The following is a 17,830-nucleotide window of genomic DNA, read 5'->3' on the forward strand; positions in this document are numbered from 1 at the left end:
ACAGACCATGCTGCTCATGATCGACAATTACGACTCGTTCACCTACAACCTGGTGCAGTACTTCGGCGAACTCGGCGAAGACGTGCGCACCTTCCGGAACGACGAAATCACGCTGGACGAAATCGCCAAGCTCAATCCCGAGCGCATCTGCCTGTCGCCCGGTCCGAGCAATCCGCAACACGCCGGCATCACGCTCGACGTGCTGCGCGAATTCGCCGGCAAGACGCCGATTCTCGGCGTGTGCCTCGGCCACCAGGCGATCGGCGAGGCATTCGGCGGGCGCGTGGTGCGCGCCCAGACCATCATGCACGGCAAGGTGAGCACGATCGAAACCGACTGCAAAGGCGTATTCGCCGACCTGCCGAAGCATTTCGTCGTGACCCGCTACCACTCGCTCGCGATCGAACGCGAATCGCTGCCCGACTGTCTCGAAGTGTCCGCGTGGACCGTGGACGGCGAGATCATGGGCGTGCGTCATAAGGAGCTGGCTGTGGAAGGCGTGCAGTTCCATCCGGAATCGATCCTGTCCGAACACGGCCACGCGCTGCTCGAAAACTTCGTGAAGCAGTCGAAGCTGGCTCATCGCAACGCTTGATGAAGAGAGACGACATCATGACGATTACGCCCCAGGAAGCGTTGCAGCGCACGATCGAGCACCGCGAAATTTTCCACGACGAAATGCTGCATCTGATGCGGCTCATCATGCGCGGTGAACTCTCGCCCGTGATGGCGGCGGCGATCATCACCGGCTTGCGCGTCAAAAAAGAGACCATCGGCGAAATCACCGCCGCCGCCACGGTGATGCGTGAATTTGCCCGGCACGTGGACGTGCAGGACAACTCGAACTTCGTCGATATCGTCGGCACCGGCGGCGACGGCTCGCACACCTTCAACATTTCCACCGCGACGATGTTCGTCTCCGCGGCGGCCGGCGCGAAGGTCGCGAAGCACGGCAACCGCGGCGTGTCGAGCAAGTCGGGCAGCGCGGACGTGCTCGAAGCGCTCGGCGTGAATATCGATCTGCAGCCGGAACAGGTGGCGGCGTCGATTGCGGAAACCGGCATGGGTTTCATGTTCGCGCCGAATCATCATCCGGCGATGAAAAACATCGCGCCGGTGCGCCGCGAACTCGGCGTGCGGACCATCTTCAACATTCTCGGGCCGCTGACCAACCCGGCCGGCGCGCCGAATCAGCTGATGGGCGTGTTCCACGCCGACCTCGTCGGCATTCAGGTGCGCGTGATGCAGCGCCTCGGCGCGAAGCACGTGCTGGTCGTGTACGGTATGGACGGCATGGATGAAGTCTCGCTCGGCGCGACGACGCAAGTCGGCGAGTTGCGCGACGGCGAAGTGCACGAGTACGAGATCCATCCGGAAGACTTCGGCATGCAGATGGTGTCGAACCGCACGCTGAAAGTGGCCGACGCCGCCGAATCCAAAGTGATGCTGCTCGAAGCGCTCGACAACAAGCCGGGCGTCGCGCGTGAAATCGTCACGCTGAACGCAGGCACCGCGCTGTATTCGGCGAATGTGGCCGCATCGATTGCGGACGGCATCCAGTTGGCGCGGGAAGCGATCGCGAGCGGCAAGGCCCGCGCGAAGGTCGACGAACTGATCCGCTTCACCCAGCAATTCAAGCAGTAACTTTCGTAGCGAGACACTCATGAGCGACATCCTGGACCGCATCATCGCGGTCAAACGCGACGAAGTCCGCGCGGCCGAACAGAGCGCGCCGCTCGAAGAACTGCGCCTCGAAGCGTCGTCGCGCGATATCCGCGATTTCGTCGGCGCATTGCGCGCGAAGCACGCGGCCGGTCTGGCTGCCGTGATCGCCGAGGTGAAAAAGGCGAGCCCGTCCAAAGGCGTGCTGCGCGAGCATTTCGTGCCGGCCGAGATCGCCCGTTCGTATGAACAACACGGCGCGGCCTGTCTCTCCGTTCTCACCGACGTGCAGTTCTTCCAGGGCAGCGTCGCGTATCTGAAGGAGGCGCGCGCGGCGTGCAGCTTGCCGGTGCTGCGCAAGGACTTCATCGTCGATCCGTATCAGATCGTCGAAGCCCGCGCGATGGGCGCCGACGCGATCCTGCTGATCGCCGCCGCGCTCGACACCTCGCAGATGCAGGACCTCGAGGCGCTCGCGCATTCGCTGGGTCTCGCGGTGCTGGTGGAAGTGCACGACAACGACGAACTGATGCAAGCGCTCACGCTGAAGACGCCGCTGATCGGCATCAACAACCGCAATCTGCGCACGTTCGAAACGTCGATCGAGACGACCATCGGCATGCTCGAATCGATTCCGGACGACCGTATCGTCGTCACCGAATCGGGTCTCCTGTCGCGCGCCGACGTCGAACGGCTGCGGGCGATGGACGTGCATACGTTCCTCGTCGGCGAGGCGTTCATGCGCGCGGAAGAGCCGGGTGTGGAACTTGCGCGGATGTTTTTCTGAACATCCCGAACGCACGGAGCGAAGCAAGTCATGGGCATGGAACGTGAAATCAAGCTGGCGCTGCCGGTGAGCCAGGTCAAGGCGGCGACCCAGTGGTTCGTCGCGCGCACCGGCGACGAGGGCCGCCCGGTCAAGCTGGCGAATATTTACTTCGATACGCCGAAACTCGCGCTGGCGAGTGCGAAAAGCGCGCTGCGACTGCGGCACACGCCGGACGGCTGGCTGCAAACCTTCAAGACGGTGGGCGAAGCGAAGGATGGTTTGCACAGCCGCCACGAGTGGGAAATGCCGGTGGCCGCCGAGAAACTGGAAATCGACGCGTTGCTGCATGCGTGCGACGATCCCGCCGCCGCCAAAGCCTTGCGTGAGGCGGCGCCGGAGTTGATCGAACTGTTCCGCACGAACTTCACCCGCACGCTATGGCATGTCGAGCTGGACGGCTCGGACGTCGAGGCCGCGATCGACCAGGGTGACGTGCTCGCCGAAGTGAACGGCGAACTTCGCCGCGCGCCGATTTCCGAGGTCGAGCTCGAGCTGAAATCCGGCGACGAAACCGCGCTCAATGCGCTCGCGAGCGAACTCGGCAAACACGTAGCCGGCCTCGCGCCGGACAACATCAGCAAAGCACAGCGCGGCTATCAATTGCGAGCGGCCTGAGCGACGGTGAGCGCGCCGCCGCCGCGCGCCAACCGCATCTTGAGCAACACCGCGTTTGCTGCGACACTTCCCCGCCATGACCTCAGCTTCCCGCAACCGCTCCAATCCGTCGCAAGCCTCGTTGTTCGGCGACGCCGTCACGCCGGCTAGCACCACGACCACTCAGCCTCAGACGCCGCCGGGCACCGACGCCCCGCCGACGCTCGAAGCCCAATTCGCCGCCCTGCCGCCCGTGTGGCGCGCGCATCTCAAGCCGTTCATCGATAGCGAAGCCTACGCGCCGCTGTGCCGCTTCGTCGACGGTGAGCGGGCGGCCGGCAAAACCGTCTATCCCGCCGACGTATTTCGCGCACTGCGCCTGACCAGCCCCGACGATGTGAAAGTCGTGATCCTCGGCCAGGACCCCTATCACGGCGAAGACCGCGGCACGCCGCAAGCTCACGGGCTCGCGTTTTCAGTGCCGCCGGCCGTGCGTCCGCCGCCGTCGCTGCGCAACATCTTCAAGGAGATCGCCGCGAGTCTCGGCTACGAGCCGCCGCATCACGGCTGCCTCGACGCCTGGGCAAGACAAGGCGTGCTGCTGTTGAACACGGTGTTGACCGTCGAGCGCAATTCGGCCGCGAGCCACGCGAAACGCGGCTGGGAGAAGTGCACGGACACCTTGATTCACGAACTGGCGATGCGCCACGACGGCCTCGTGTTCATGCTGTGGGGCGCGCACGCGCAAGCCAAGCGTGTGCTGCTCGGCGGCAAGTCGCATTACGTGCTGGAGGCGCCGCATCCGTCGCCGCTGTCGGCGCATCGCGGCTTTCTCGGTTGCGGGCATTTTGCTTTGGCCAATGAGTATCTGGCGAAACATGGCCGCCAAACGATCGACTGGCGTTTGCCCGACGAGGCGCAAATGCTGGCCTAACGCAATAACGCCGCATTTGTCAGCGCATTGAAGCGGAAGCACAAACAAAAACGCCACGAAACTCCCGTTCCGTGGCGTTTTTTTCTTTTCACCGCGCCGAAGCTGACGCGGCGAAGACAACCTTACGCAGCAGCGATTGCTTCGCGCGCAGCGGCCAGCGCCGCACCCGCTGCGTCCGGGCCCATGTTCAGGCCTTCGGCGTAGATGAAGTTCACGTCGGTCATGCCGAGGAATCCGAGGAAGCTCTTCAGGTACGGGGTTTGGCTGTCGTTCGGGGTGCCCAGATACTTGCCGCCGCGCGCCGACACGACGTAGACCTTCTTCCCCTTCACGAGACCTTCCGGACCGTTCGCCGTGTACTGGAACGTGATGCCGGCGCGTGCGATGAAGTCGAAATACGTCTTCAGTTGCGACGAGATGCCGAAGTTGTACATCGGCGCGCCGATCACGACGATGTCGGCGGCTTGCAGTTCGGCAATCAACGCTTCGCTGCGGGCCGAGATCGCGGCTTGTTCCGGCGTGCGTTGGTCGGCCGGCGTGAAGAACGCGCCGAGGACGGCGTCGTCCAGATGCGGCAGCGGTTCAGCTTGCAGATTCCGAACGACGACTTGCGCGCCCGGATTCGATTGTTGCAGCCTGGCGGTCAGCTCGTTGACGAGCAACGTCGAGTTCGCGCCTTGCGAGCGGGCTGCCGAGTTGATTTGCAGGATCGTGGTCATGGTTGACTCCAGTAGGGGCGCGCAGTGTTGCGCGAGTGGAGCCATTGTGTTTTTTTACCGGCCCGGGAAAAAGCCATCCGACAGCGACGGATTGTTGCATGGATAGAACAATCCGCCGCCTTGAGCCGCCGATTTGCAACGGCTTTGATTACGATCAGCTTGCGAGCCAGCGGTCGCGTGCTTTGCGCGCGGTGGGCCGCTTATCGCTCACGGCGAGCTTGTAACGCGACACCTCAGGCCCGTCCAGCTTGACTTGCGTGGTGCGCAGCTCGTCGCGGCGGAAGGCGTGAACGTCGACTTTCGCGCCCGGCAGATAGCGCGATAACAGCGCGTCAAGATTCGAGCCGGTTACGCGCAGACCGTCGATCGCGATCAGCACGTCGCCCGCCGATAGCCCGGCTTTTTGCGCTGCGCTGCCTTCGTGGACCGCCGTCAGCGTGCACTCCGCGCCGCCGCGCACGCGCGCGCCGAGCGAAGGCTTGCCGTTTTTCTCCAGATCCGGCGCAAGCGTGACGCCGAACGGCGCCAGCAGCGTGTCGAGCGGCAGATCGCGCGTACCGTACACGGCGTCGGCGAACAGTTCGCCGAGGTGCGCGCCGGTCGCTTCCGCGAAAAGCGCCTCGATTTCGCCTTCCTCGACGCCGACTGGCTTGCCGCGATAGAAGTCCCGCCCGAAGCGCTGCCACAGCAGACGCATCACGTCATCGAGCGATTTGCGGTTGTTGGTTTGCGCGCGAATCGTCAGATCGAACGCCAGCGCGACCAGCGAGCCCTTGGTGTAATAGCTGACGATCGCGTTCGGCGCGTTTTCGTCCTGCCGGTAATATTTGACCCAGGCGTCGAACGAGCTTTCCGCGACCGTCTGCTTCTGGCGGCCGCTGCCGCGCAGCACGCCGCCGATCACCTTGCCGACCATGCCGAGATAGTCTTCCTGCGAAATGACGCCGCTGCGCACCAGCATCAGGTCGTCGTAATAAGACGTGAAACCTTCGAACAGCCACAGCAGCGACGTGTAGTTCTCGCGGGTCAGGTCATACGGCGCGAACACCGCCGGCTTGATGCGCTTCACATTCCACGTGTGGAAGTATTCGTGGCTGCACAGGCCGAGGTAGGTCCGGTAGCCTTCCGTGAGCGCGTCGCGGCCTTCCACCGGCAGATCGCCGCGAGTGCAGATCAGCGCCGTCGACGCGCGATGCTCCAGGCCGCCGTAACCGTCGGCGACCGCTTGCGTCATGAACACATAGCGCTCGACCGGCGCCTTCTTCGACTTCGGCTCGAACAACGCGATCTGCGCTTCGCAGATGCGCTTCAGGTCGGCGGACAGCCGCGCCATGTCGAGCCCGACCACGCGCCCGGCGATCGCGATATCGTGCGGCACGCCATGCGCCTTGAAGGTCGCCAACGCGAATTCACCCAGCGTGACCGGATGATCGATCAGCTCGTCGTAGTTCTGCGCGCGATACTCGCCAAAGCCGTAGCGCTTCGTGCCGCGAGCTTGCGGCAACGCGGTCGCGACACGCCAGTCGCGATACGCGGCGCCCTCGGGCTTCTGAATATCGACCACGCACTGCGCTTCCTCATGACCGAGCGGCGACAGAAACACGCTGGTGCCGTTGAAAAAGCCGGTCGTATCGTCCAGATGCGCGGCACGCACCGACAGATCCCATGCATACACCTCGTAGCGCAGCGTCAGCGCGCCTTTGACCGGCGCGGCCTGCCACGTGTGCTTGTCGGTCTTCTCGATGCGCACTTTGCGGCCCGCGTCGTTGAACGCACGCAGCGTGACGATGTTGCGCGCGAATTCGCGCACCATGTAGCTGCCCGGAATCCACACCGGCAGCATGAAACGCTGGCCGGCCGGATCGGGATCGGCGACGGTCACGGTGACTTCGAACAGATGGGCGGCGGGTTGCCTGGGAACGATGGTGTAGCGGATCGGCTTCATCGGCGGCGCTTAGTGGGTCTTAGGTGGTCGCAGGTGCTGTCAGGCGGGGATGTTCGGGGCTTGATGCGAAAGGAGGCGCATGCCGCGCCTCCTCTGTTCGACTCACGCGAGGTGCTCAGTGCACGGCGGACATTTCCTTGTCCAGCCGGTCCGCCGGCACGGCGCCGGGCAGACGGCGGCCGTCGGCGAGGAACACGGTGGGCGTGCCGTCGACGTTCATTGCGTGGCCGAGCGCCAGATTCTTGTCGATCGCGGCGGTGTCGCAGGTGCCGGCGGCCGTCGGCGCCTGATGGTTCTGCATCCACGATTCCCACGCCTTCGCGCGGTCGGTCGAGCACCAGATCGACTTCGACTTGGCGGTCGAATCCGGCGACAGGACCGGATACAGGAAGGTGTAGACCGTCACGTTGTCGAGCGACTTGAGCGAGGTTTCGAGCTGCTTGCAGTACGGGCAGTTCGGATCGGAGAACACGGCGATCTTGCGCGCGCCGTTGCCCTTCACGACCTTCACCGCGTTCGCGAACGGCAGGCTCGCGAAATCGATGCGGTTGGTTTCCGACAGACGCGCTTCCGTCAGATTCTTGCGCGTCCTCGCATCGACCATGTCGCCGAGCAGCAGGTAATCGCCGTTCGCATCGCTATAGACGATCTGCGTGCCGAGGTTCACTTCGTACAGGCCGGCAATCGGCGACTTCGTGATGCTCTTGATGTTCACGTCGGCCAGACGCGCTTGCAGCGTGGCTTTGAGCTTGTCGGTGGCTTGATCGGCCTGCGCGGAGCAGCCGATTGCCACGGCGGAAATCGCGAGCGCGACTGCCGCGATGCGGAACGATTTTTTCATGCTGAATTCCTGGGTTCTATCGCGTGAGGTGCGCGTTCTTGCGACGTGTCTGGTCTGACCAGAACGGCGTCCGTCCGTTCATCATACCTGTCTCACCGATCCGGGCATGCGGGCCGGCGCACGCTTTAGCCCAGCGCGGCCGACACCAGCCAGCGCTTGATCAACGGTTGCGCGCCGACGAAGGCCATGCCGGTATTGCGCAATGCCTTGGCGAATGGACCGGGAACGGAAAAGAGCTTTTGCAGACCGTCGGTGGCGATCATCAGCGCGCGAATGTCTTCGCGGCGGGCACGTTCGTAGCGGCGCAACAGCACCATGTCGCCGAGATCGCGGAACGCTTCCTTGCCGGCGACTGTTTCGGCGAGCGCCGCGACATCGCGCAAACCGAGGTTCATGCCCTGGCCCGCCAGCGGATGAATCAGATGCGCGGCATCGCCGACCAGCGCGACGCGCGGCGCCACCAACCGGTCGACGGTTTGCAGCGCGAGCGGGAAACCTTGCGCGGGCGTCACGCAGTCGAGCGCGCCAAACTGGCCGCCCGTCACGCGTTCGACTTCGGCGGCGAGTTGCGCCGGATCGAGCGCGACCAGTTGCTCGGCGTGCTCGGTGCGCGCCGACCAGACCAATGACACGTGGCCGTCCGGCATCGGCAGCAGCGCGATGATCTCGCCGTCCTTGAACCACTGCCAGGCTGTTTCGCTGTGCGGCTTCTCGGCCTTGAAGTTCGCGACCACACCGGTTTGCCTGTAATCGCGCCGGTTCATCTTCGAGCCGATCTGCGCGCGCACCCACGAATGCGCGCCGTCCGCGCCGACCACCAGATCGGCCTCGAGCACATTGCCGTTGGCCAGACCGACGCTCGCGCCGCCGGCATCGAGATCGAGCGCCTGAGCGCGCGAGTCGATCCAGGTGAGATTCGGCTGGAAACGCAGCGCGGCGTCCAGTGCACGCTCGATCAGCGACGATTCGACGATCCACGCCAGTTGCGGCACGGACGCCTGAAATGCGGAGAAATGGAGCTCGGCGTGCGCGTCGCCGTAGACACGCATGTCGTAGACGGGACCCAGCCGCGACAGATCGAGCGCCTGCCAGACTCGCAACCGCTCCAGCAAAGCCTGCGAACTCGACGACAACGCGTAGACCCGCGAGTCGAATGTGGCGCCGGCGGGCAGCGGCGCGCAGGGCTGCGCGAGCAGCGCCACGCGCAGTCCGCTTTGCGTGAGCGCCAGCGCCGCGGTCTTGCCGACGAGCCCGCCGCCGATCACGGCGACATCCAAGGTCTGGTGGTGTGCGTTCATCCGCGCATTATAGCTGCGGGGGTTGCGGGGGACGGATCGGCGCGTGCGGCATTTCGGCTCGGAAACCGGCGTCCATGCCAATGCCCGTTCCAGCTTTCCCGCTCCCTCGCCCAGAAAGCCCACCCGAAAGAGTTACAATCGCGACTTCCGTGACAAAACTCGCACTAAATCGTTGAGCCAACGCCCCGATTTGGTGTCTTGTCTCGCTCCGCTGCGGCCCATCGCCACGCCATCACGAATGCTTTCGCATCCAGCGCACAGCGTCGAGCGCACCACGCAACTTACTGATTCACTGAAGGATTTCCATGAGCCTCAAATGCGGCATCGTCGGCCTGCCTAATGTCGGCAAGTCCACCCTGTTCAATGCGCTGACCAAGGCGGGCATCGCCGCCGAAAACTATCCGTTCTGCACGATCGAGCCGAACGTCGGCATCGTCGAAGTGCCGGACGCGCGGCTGCAGGCGCTCGCCGAGATCATCAAGCCGGAGCGCATTTTGCCGGCAGTGGTGGAATTCGTCGACATCGCCGGCCTCGTGGCCGGTGCGAGCAAGGGCGAGGGTCTGGGCAATCAGTTCCTCGCGAACATCCGCGAAACCGACGCGATCACCCATGTGGTGCGCTGCTTCGAAGACGAAAACGTGATTCACGTCGCGAACAAGATCGATCCGCTGTCGGATATCGAAGTGATCAACACCGAACTGGCGCTGGCCGACCTCGCCACCGTCGAGAAGGCGCTGACGCGCTATTCGAAGGCCGCCAAGTCGGGCAACGACAAGGAAGCGGGCAAGCTCGCCGCCGTGCTGGAAAAAGTCCGTGCGCAGCTCGATCAGGCGAAGCCGGTCCGTGCGCTCGATCTGTCGGATGAGGAAAAGGCGGTACTCAAGCCGTTCTGCCTGATCACCGCGAAGCCGACCATGTACGTGGCCAACGTGAAGGAAAACGGCTTCGAGAACAACCCGCATCTGGACGCGGTGACGAAGTTCGCGGCAGCGGAAAACGCGCCGGTCGTCGCTGTGTGCGCGGCGATCGAAGCGGAAATCGCCGACCTCGACGAAGCCGACATGGAAGTGTTCCTCGAGGACATGGGCATGGAAGAACCGGGCCTGAACCGCGTGATCCGCGCGGGTTTCAAGCTGCTGGGCCTGCAAACGTATTTCACCGCCGGCGTGAAGGAAGTGCGCGCTTGGACCATCCATGTCGGCGATACCGCGCCGCAGGCGGCGGGCGCGATTCACACCGACTTCGAGCGCGGCTTCATTCGCGCGCAGACGATCGCCTTCAACGATTTCATCACCTACAAGGGTGAGCAAGGCGCGAAGGAAGCCGGCAAGATGCGCGCCGAAGGCAAGGAATATGTCGTGCACGACGGCGACGTGATGAACTTCCTGTTCAACGTCTGAGCCTAGATACATAGTTGCCGATGTCCAGCAACGATCATAAACCCCTTGAGAACAGGCTGTTTCAAGGGGTTTTTTATATCCGAATGATCAACAGCGAACAGCAACATCCAGCGGAAAACCGGGTATAAAACCGGGTATGATGGCGAAAGGCGGCTGCAAAAAACCGGGTACGGCTAAGACCCTTGCCAAATAAGGCTCTGAGTCACCCAACGCAGCCCAAACCTGCGCCGGATAAGGCGCTCCGCGCGGTAATTCGCCCGACATTGGCGCCGTCCTTGGCCTTGCGGGCGATATGGAGGTATCCATGCTCAAAGACGTGCAATGCCGCAACGCTAAGCCAAAGGAACGCCCCTATAAGCTGACGGACGGCGCGGGCCTCTACCTTGAGGTCAAACCAAACGGCGTGAAGTCATGGCGCTATCGCTTCGAACTCACCGGCAAGGAAAGCGTCTTCGCGCTCGGCAACTATGCCGCGGCGCCGGCCGCCGAGACGAAAGAACAGGCGCTCGAGCGGCGCCGGGGCGGCCAACTCACACTCGCCGAGGCCCGCATTGCGCGAGACGAGGCAAAGTCTCTCGTCAGGCAAGGCATCAATCCAGCACATCAGCGGCAACTCGAGCGCATCACGCGAGCGCATGAGAACGCCACAACGTTCGAAGCGGTCGCGGGCGAATGGCTCGCCCTAAAAGATTGGGAAGAGGTCACCAAGGAGCGACGGCGCTCGCTGCTGCGTCGGGTGGTTTATCCGACAATCGGCGCTCTCCCCGTTCGCCAGGTCAAACCGGCTCACATCCTCGCAATCCTGAAAAAGGCGGCTGCGGATCACGGCCCATCTGTGGCGGCCGAGGCGCGCCGCACCATGTCGGGCGTGTTCGAACTGGCAGTGTCGACTCTGCGCGCCGATTCTGATCCAACCTATCCGGTTCGGAAGGCGCTCCCGTCAAACAAGACACAGCACAAGCGCGCCCTCACCATCGATGAGATTGGCGAACTGATGCGAGACGTAGCGAACTATCACGGGCATTTCCAAACGATCGGCGTATTCCGTTTGATGTGGCTGACGCTGTGCCGGCCAAATGAGGCCGTCGAGGCGCAATGGTCGGAGTTCGACCTCGACAAGGCGATTTGGCGGATTCCCCCCGAGCGAATGAAGGGACGAAAGGAGCACATCGTGCCGTTGCCGCGCCAAGCCGTCGACGAACTCAAGGTAATTCACGGACTCACTGGCAGATATGCACATGTATTCCCGAACCGCGACGACCGCAAAAAGCCGATGACGGACGCCACACTTCGGCAAGCTCTGAAGGGGATCGGCTGGGCGGGAAAATACAGCCCGCACGCGACCCGCACGACCGGCAGCACCCGCCTCAATGAAATGGGATTTGCCGCCGACTGGATCGAACGACAGCTCGCACACGAGGAACCGAACGCAGTACGCCGCACATACAACCATGCAAAGCATTTCGAGGACCGCGCCGGGATGATGCAGCAATGGGCGGATCTGCTCGACGCGTGGCGAGATGGTGCCAAGGTCGCAACGCTGCGACAGACTGCGGCATAGCACGTAGCTTCGCTTTCGGCAGCATTGCGGCATGTCGTGATTCGCCACTTCGGTGTGCGCTATCCAACAAACGCAACTTGTGAACTGCGAAGGAGCGGCTATACTCGAGCCGTGCCTGAGACAACAGGCATCAGGTTTGGCGACCTGAACAATCGAAGCGCACGGCCGCGCAGAGCGGCTTTTTTGTGCGTATCGCCTTTGTGCGCCTATTTCAATGGGCGGGCCTTGGTGGGGGCATCTTCGGATGCGCCGGTTCCTTCGGTTGCCGGTTCGCCAACCCCGCCATGCGCCCGCTCACCCCGTTTGGCGACGGGGTGCGGGATTTACACCGCAAACCGAAGAGGCCGCACAATGCGCAATACCCCCGCTCATCCGGAAGAACTCCAATTTCCCGCCCTTCATACGGACGACCGCGTACGCAGCACGTATGCCCTCCGCGTTGGAACGGTGGTCAAAGTCTACGCCGATGGTTCCGCGGCTATCCGCTGGGATGATGGCGATCCGCAGGCGGAAGGGCTAGCGCACGAAAGAATGCCAAGGCATCTGCTTGCATTGCTCGTCCCCGACTCGTCGAAAGAATTCGCGAACGCTAAAGCGGCTGTCGCGTCGACGCTAGAGCGCGCGTACGCCCGCGCTTCCGATCCGACGAGCGGGAGTTCTACAGGTGGCATGACTGGTTTCATCGATGTGGAACTTGACGGCACCGGCGGCGCGATCATGCGCGTCGTGCGAGATTTGTCTCGCTTCGAACTCGCGTTCGTATTGGCCTCTTGCGGCGCTCATTCGTTCGGGCGACGTCCTGACAGCCGCGCCCGCTGGCCTTGGCTGAAAGATGATGTGTGGTACACCGCAATCAACTTCATTATTCAGTTTGCTCCTGGCGTGGAGCGCAAGAAGTATCGCGATACCAATTTAACCCGCTGGCTCACGGAGCGGCATTTCTCCGCCCCGCACAAATGCTCCGGGATCGCGGAAATGGTCGGCGTGCACCGCGATACCGTGGCACGCCATGGTCGCACAATATCCAGGCTACTCGGTGCGGAAGAACATTCGATCTGGTCGCGTCTTGCTGCTCGCCTGCGCGACATCGGCGCACTCGACGGCGCCGCGACCTGATCTTCGGCATGTTCGATGATGAAGATAAATGCTTGACATCCGACATTTGATGTCGGAAAATCGCCTCATTCCTATACCGTAGGAAAGTTGCGTAAAGAGTTTGCAGAACCCGCCCACGTGGCGGGTTTTTGCGTTTACAGCCTCCCCCTTGGACCACGCGGAGGCATCAATTGCCCGGCAGTGCTTAATGCACCGTCGGGCTTTTTTTTGCTCAGGAGATAACCTTGGCTATCCGAATCATTCAATATCCCGAACTCCTCGAAAAGCTCGGATACAAGCAGACTCCGGAACAGCCCAATGCCGGCCGGTCAACCATCGCACTATGGATTAGAACCGAGGGCTTTCCCTCGCCAATTCCGTTGGGAGGGCGGCGCGTTGGATTCGACGAATCCGAAATTGATGCGTGGCTTCTCGGGCGGCGCGAAGCAAAAGCCTTGACGGTATTGGCAAAGTCGGACGCTGGCAAGAAGGCTGTCAATGCGCGCATCGCGAAACGTGTCACCAGCGCCGGCTCCTCGCAATTCTAATGATCATCGATCCCGACTTCGCCGATCACTGGAAGACGCGGTTGCTCGTCGACTTGCTCGGCGGCGATAAGGTCGCGCCGGTCTACATAATCCGTCTGTGGGCGCATTGCCAATTGCGACGGGCCTGGGTGTTCGACAGCATCACCGCGGCGGCGCTTAAGGCGATTTGTCACTACGAGGGCGACGAGCGCGCTTTCGATGCCGCCATGGTTCAAAGCGGATTTATCGAGCGTGGCGCCGGCGGCGCGCTTACCGTCCACGAGTGGGATATGTATAACGCGTCCCTGATAGCGAACTGGAAAAACGGCAAACTCGGCGGCCGTCCTAAGAAGGATAAAAAACCCACGGATAACCCACAGGAAACCGATGGGTTATCCGTGGGTAAGCCATCGGATACCTATGGGGTAACCCACGCAGAACCGATTAGATGTGATGTGATGGGAGGTTTACGTCATAGCAGTCGTCGTCATAGTGCTAGCGATGACGCGCTTGTGGATAACTCCAATGAGACTACGACTGATGATGATCTAGACGATCATCAAAACCCAAACCCGCAAACCAGCGAAAACGACGCTGGCGCCTCTGGCGGCGCGCGGGATGACTCAGTATCAACGCACGATAGAGCCAGCGGCGTGGTGATGCAGGATGACGGCGTATCGATCACTTTCGAATGGCTCAAGTCGGTGGGCGTGAAAGTCGAGCCCGATTCGCCGCTGATCGCCGGATGGAACAAGGCAGGCGTCACGCGCCATCAGATCGAACTCGGCGTCGAGAAGTGCAAACCCTACAAACTCAACGGCGTTCCGGCCGCGTACCTCGCGCCGGCCATTGAGGAAATGCTTAACCCGCCGGAACGCGCAGCGAAGCGCGTACACGTCGGCAATGACCTCGCGAGCGTGCAAGCGGCGGCGCGCTCGATCGGACTGGATGACGGCCGCATAGGTGAGCAGCTACCGGAATACCGGCGGCGCGTTCTGGCTGCGCTGGATAAAGGACAAAGGGAGGCGGTATGAATGAGGCCGCCTGGCATTCTGAATTGCTGATCTTGATCGGCCGCGCCGCGATAGTCGCTCGTCGCGCAGAGCGGCGGCTCTATCAGGCGCGGGAGATCCGCGAGCATCCGGATTCGATTCAGGCTCGTGAGGATATGGCCGCCGAGGCAATCGCGCGCCTGGATGCATTGATCGCTGTATCCGAATTGCAGGGTGCGTCATGACCGCCGATCAGCGCCAACCCGGCATGTGCGCTGCCCGCGGATGTCCGTTGCCGGCGACGCGTGGCGATGCCTGCTTTTGCCATGCCGGGCGCCCTCCTTCCTCGCATGAGGCAATAACGCGCGAGTTGCTCGAGCGACAAGCGCATGTCGTGGATGCATTGCTTGCGATCCGGCGGCGCGGTGGCTCCTTCACGGACTGTTCGGAATCGTATCGCGCGTTGCAACGCGGGCTTGTCGCGGCCGGTCGTCCCGAGTTGTTGCTCGGCTCGCTAGACTGCAGCCCTTATCGGCCCGATCGCCCGCTTATCGCGTCCTGGCTCGCGCGCCTCGAACGCACGCTGATTGATGCGACTGATTCGGCAGCCGGTCAATCACGACAGGTATCGGCCGCCCCGAAAAAGAGTCCTGTCATCGGCCCGACGCGTACGGTGATCGCACGCGCCTATGTCGACTAGAGTCGGTCATGAGTGAATCCCGCCGCGTAATTCAACTCCCTCCATTGCAGGAAGTTAAACGCCGAGTGAAGTTTAATTCACACCTTTTTGAAACCTCCGGGGAGCTGAAAGGCATGTTGCGAGCGCTCGAGCATCGCCGTGATGACGTAGCGCTCGAACTTCTACGCCGGATTGACGCGCAACGAATCGAGGCCGCAGCCCTGGGAAAATTCGGAAGAGAACTCGATACCAAGCGATACGTGGCGGCGCGCGAGATGGTGCCGATGTTGGCGAGCGGCTTCATGGCCGCCAATCGGCTCGAGACGTTGCTATTGGCGATCGAGATTGATTTCATCAAAGCGGCGGCGCGAGCGCAGCGCTCGACGTCTGGAAAACGCTATCTCGTCTTCTGGAATGAATTCGACGCGGTCGCACGTCGGCGCACTTGCCGTACGGCAGAGAGCGTTTATCAGGCCGTGCTGGCGGCGGGCATCCCGGGTCCACATCCGAAACTGAGTGTTGCAAAAAAGCGTTACGGGAAATTGAAGCACGGAACTTCTGAGACTTGCGTATCGCTTTGCCGGTGATGGCGGGGCGAGCAACATACCTATCAATGCAATCGTAACTTTTTGGAGTCTAGACTCATGTCAAATACCACCGGGCAATCAATTCTTTTGGACAACTCCCAGAGCGGCCTGATCAGCGATGCCGATTCGCTGACGAATTTATCCGTCGCCGTTCCGTTTGCCTTGGGCGGCGCGCTGATTTTGACGGACGGCGATGGCGTTGTGCGTCTGTCTCTCATCGCGGGTCAGAGTGGCGCTTTCAGGATTGCAGGAAACGTGCCGCGTCTTAGCTATCAGCTCAGTTCTGCATCCGATCTCGGCTCAATCGCGGTCAGTTTCCGCCCAGTCTAATTCCAACTCTCCAGTGGAAGAAAAATTCATGTCCAAATTCAATTTCAGCCGATCCAGTTTCAGTGACAAGGAAGAGCAGAAGCTAAAAATTCTGCTCTCTTCGCCAGCAACGGAAATCCTGCTAAGCGATCTCGATAAGGAACGAGTCGCCAAGCGCATTGAGCTGGCGCGGCAATTGGACGGCCTTGATAAGCGCCACGATGCTGATATCGAAAAGGCGCTTGCGGCCGATCTTGAAGCGGCCAAAAAGGTCGAGGCGCTTGGCGTGCAACTTCGGAGCGCCGAGGAAGCGCAACAAGAGACGGCGATCGCTCTGTTCAGTGCCAGAGGCATCAAGGATCAGGAATATTTTTCCATCCGAAAGGCGCTTTACGATTCCCGAGATTCGCGGCTTGATGAGTACCTGATCCATATCGGCAGCGCTCTGGACTCGCTCCGACACGCGCCGCGGTTCTGGTTCGAGGTTGAGGGGCGTCGGCATTTTGGGTTTGGCTCCCCGATCCTGGTTCAAAAGTCGAATGCTGACGATGTAACGGCCTGCATGAATCTTCTGAAGGTCGCGCGCGAGAAAGTCGAAGGCATGGCATTGCAGCCGCTGACGCACGCCGAGGTTAGCGAGCGCCTGAACGCCATTTCGGGCGACATCGGCCCGCGTCTGAAGGAATTTTTGATTGCGTGGCCATACCTCGACGCTGAAGGTGAAGTTCGACTTGAGGTGAACTTCACGCGCGAACGCGAAGCGACGGTTCACCGGCCCGGAAGCATCAAGTTTCCGCGAGAAGAGCGGAAGATGGCAAAGGCTAAGAGAACGGCGGAGCTTGACAGGCTGGCGAAGTAGTCACAGGAAGTCAAATAAATTTGTCGTTGAGCCATTCCTGAGCATTGGAGATGTTGCATGAAAAACGCGCACATGATTGCATGGGCAGTGTCCCAACTGTGGGCCTTGATGCCGGAACGCATGGCAGCATATACCGGCTTCTTCGCCTCTCACTGTGCAGGCCAATTGCCGCCAGCCGCCGCGAAAGACAGAACGGCTTCATCGGCACCGGCACGCCAGAGCGCGGGACGCGGCAGCAGCATCGCCGTCATCAGCGTTTTCGGCGCGATGGTCGAATGGCCTGGCGACATTGACGTGTGCGACGGCGGAACAAGTTCGCGCGTAGTGAGCCAGCAGCTCGCAGATGCGGAGAATGATGAGACGGTTTCGCAAGTGCTGATGGTTTTCAATACGCCGGGCGGAAGCGTATATGGCACATCCGAACTGGCTGATGCGATCAATCGCGTAAAGGCATCGAAGCCGGTGATCGGCGTCGCGCAGAGTCTTGCCGCATCCGCGGGCTACTGGGTTCTGTCCCAATGTACGGAGGCCTATTGCTCGCCTGGCGGCGAGGTGGGCAGCATCGGTGTGTACTCCGCCCACCAGAATATTAAGAAGGCATTGGACATGGCCGGCGTCGACATCCAGCTATTCAGTGCCGGCAAGTACAAGACCGAAATGAGCCCCTTTGGAGAAAGCCTGACGCCAGAAGCGATCGCCTTTCAGGAAAAGCGTGCGAACGACTACTACGCCATGTTCACCAAGGCGGTAGCGAAGGGTCGCAGGGTCAGCGTCGAAGCGGTGCGCAGGGGGATGGGCGAAGGCCGCGTTCTTGGTGCTGACGACGCGCTCGCAGCCAATATGATCGATGGAATCATGACCTTCGAGCAGCTCGCGAAGAAAATGCAGAGCAACATGCGCTCTGGCCGTCTCGCCCGCTCGGCGCCTTCCGGCAGCACGTCCCGTCCCGGCCGCTCGGCGCAAGCGCGTCGCAACGAGATCGAGTTGTTGTCCATCTGA

Annotated in this window: 19 protein-coding genes; 15 read left to right on the forward strand and 4 right to left on the reverse strand. The window is 61.7% G+C overall.

Annotated elements, in window-relative coordinates:
- Positions 1-7 precede the first annotated feature (7 nt).
- The 5 genes from AC07WT_RS18850 to AC07WT_RS18870 all read left to right on the forward strand — a co-directional run bounded on the left by AC07WT_RS18850 (position 8) and on the right by AC07WT_RS18870 (position 4,019).
- Positions 8-595 carry an aminodeoxychorismate/anthranilate synthase component II gene (locus AC07WT_RS18850; RefSeq protein ID WP_492592248.1) on the forward strand — a complete coding sequence of 196 codons (588 nt, stop codon included), beginning with the start codon at positions 8-10 and terminating at the stop codon, positions 593-595.
- A gap of 17 nt (positions 596-612) precedes the next feature.
- Positions 613-1,644 carry an anthranilate phosphoribosyltransferase gene (trpD, locus tag AC07WT_RS18855; RefSeq protein ID WP_494948079.1) on the forward strand — a complete coding sequence of 344 codons (1,032 nt, stop codon included), beginning with the start codon at positions 613-615 and terminating at the stop codon, positions 1,642-1,644.
- Between the two features lie 19 nt (positions 1,645-1,663).
- Complete coding sequence (gene trpC / locus AC07WT_RS18860; protein ID WP_494948080.1) at positions 1,664-2,449, forward strand: indole-3-glycerol phosphate synthase TrpC; 786 nt, start codon at positions 1,664-1,666, stop codon at positions 2,447-2,449.
- Positions 2,450-2,479: 30 nt separating this feature from the next.
- Positions 2,480-3,106: a CYTH domain-containing protein gene (locus tag AC07WT_RS18865; protein ID WP_494948081.1), complete on the forward strand. Its 627-nt coding sequence runs from the start codon at positions 2,480-2,482 to the stop codon at positions 3,104-3,106.
- A gap of 76 nt (positions 3,107-3,182) precedes the next feature.
- The gene (locus AC07WT_RS18870) at positions 3,183-4,019 is read left to right on the forward strand and encodes a uracil-DNA glycosylase (protein ID WP_494948082.1); all 837 of its coding nucleotides are present in this window, start codon (positions 3,183-3,185) and stop codon (positions 4,017-4,019) included.
- 122 nt (positions 4,020-4,141) lie between these two features.
- On the opposite strand, the gene AC07WT_RS18875 is transcribed toward AC07WT_RS18870, so the two are convergent.
- From AC07WT_RS18875 to AC07WT_RS18890, 4 genes are all read right to left on the reverse strand, one after another.
- Positions 4,142-4,738, reverse strand: coding sequence for an FMN-dependent NADH-azoreductase (locus AC07WT_RS18875; protein ID WP_492592244.1), 597 nt, complete (start codon positions 4,736-4,738; stop codon positions 4,142-4,144).
- A 154-nt stretch (positions 4,739-4,892) separates the two neighbouring features.
- Positions 4,893-6,683, reverse strand: coding sequence for a M61 family metallopeptidase (locus AC07WT_RS18880; protein ID WP_494948083.1), 1,791 nt, complete (start codon positions 6,681-6,683; stop codon positions 4,893-4,895).
- 115 nt (positions 6,684-6,798) lie between these two features.
- A complete protein-coding gene (locus AC07WT_RS18885) occupies positions 6,799-7,524 on the reverse strand; it encodes a DsbC family protein (RefSeq protein ID WP_494948084.1) in 726 nt (241 codons plus the stop codon).
- A 125-nt stretch (positions 7,525-7,649) separates the two neighbouring features.
- The gene (locus AC07WT_RS18890; RefSeq protein WP_492592241.1) at positions 7,650-8,822 is read right to left on the reverse strand and encodes a UbiH/UbiF family hydroxylase; all 1,173 of its coding nucleotides are present in this window, start codon (positions 8,820-8,822) and stop codon (positions 7,650-7,652) included.
- Positions 8,823-9,127: 305 nt separating this feature from the next.
- Between AC07WT_RS18890 and ychF the strand changes: the two genes are divergently transcribed.
- From ychF to AC07WT_RS18940, 10 genes are all read left to right on the forward strand, one after another.
- Positions 9,128-10,222 (forward strand): redox-regulated ATPase YchF, encoded by a 1,095-nt coding sequence (gene ychF / locus AC07WT_RS18895; protein ID WP_494948085.1) that lies wholly within the window; start codon positions 9,128-9,130, stop codon positions 10,220-10,222.
- 304 nt (positions 10,223-10,526) lie between these two features.
- Positions 10,527-11,783 (forward strand): tyrosine-type recombinase/integrase, encoded by a 1,257-nt coding sequence (locus tag AC07WT_RS18900; protein WP_494948086.1) that lies wholly within the window; start codon positions 10,527-10,529, stop codon positions 11,781-11,783.
- Between the two features lie 351 nt (positions 11,784-12,134).
- The gene (locus tag AC07WT_RS18905; protein ID WP_494948087.1) at positions 12,135-12,899 is read left to right on the forward strand and encodes a hypothetical protein; all 765 of its coding nucleotides are present in this window, start codon (positions 12,135-12,137) and stop codon (positions 12,897-12,899) included.
- A 224-nt stretch (positions 12,900-13,123) separates the two neighbouring features.
- Entirely contained in the window at positions 13,124-13,426 is a 303-nt protein-coding gene (locus AC07WT_RS18910) for a helix-turn-helix transcriptional regulator (RefSeq protein ID WP_494948088.1), read from the forward strand.
- The gene (locus AC07WT_RS18915) at positions 13,426-14,439 is read left to right on the forward strand and encodes a hypothetical protein (RefSeq protein ID WP_494948089.1); all 1,014 of its coding nucleotides are present in this window, start codon (positions 13,426-13,428) and stop codon (positions 14,437-14,439) included. The genes AC07WT_RS18910 and AC07WT_RS18915 overlap by 1 nt, the downstream gene beginning before the upstream one ends.
- Positions 14,436-14,642: a hypothetical protein gene (locus AC07WT_RS18920; RefSeq protein ID WP_494948090.1), complete on the forward strand. Its 207-nt coding sequence runs from the start codon at positions 14,436-14,438 to the stop codon at positions 14,640-14,642. Before AC07WT_RS18915 ends, AC07WT_RS18920 begins: the two co-directional genes overlap by 4 nt.
- Positions 14,643-15,105: 463 nt before the next feature.
- Positions 15,106-15,663, forward strand: coding sequence for a hypothetical protein (locus AC07WT_RS18925; protein ID WP_494948091.1), 558 nt, complete (start codon positions 15,106-15,108; stop codon positions 15,661-15,663).
- A gap of 57 nt (positions 15,664-15,720) precedes the next feature.
- Complete coding sequence (locus AC07WT_RS18930) at positions 15,721-15,993, forward strand: hypothetical protein (protein WP_494948092.1); 273 nt, start codon at positions 15,721-15,723, stop codon at positions 15,991-15,993.
- A gap of 28 nt (positions 15,994-16,021) precedes the next feature.
- On the forward strand, positions 16,022-16,831 hold the full coding sequence (locus AC07WT_RS18935) for a hypothetical protein (protein ID WP_494948093.1): 810 nt from the start codon (positions 16,022-16,024) through the stop codon (positions 16,829-16,831).
- Positions 16,832-17,155: 324 nt separating this feature from the next.
- A complete protein-coding gene (locus AC07WT_RS18940; RefSeq protein ID WP_494948094.1) occupies positions 17,156-17,830 on the forward strand; it encodes a S49 family peptidase in 675 nt (224 codons plus the stop codon).

The sequence above is a fragment of the Paraburkholderia sp. GW821-FHT02A12 genome (assembly GCF_059422005.1).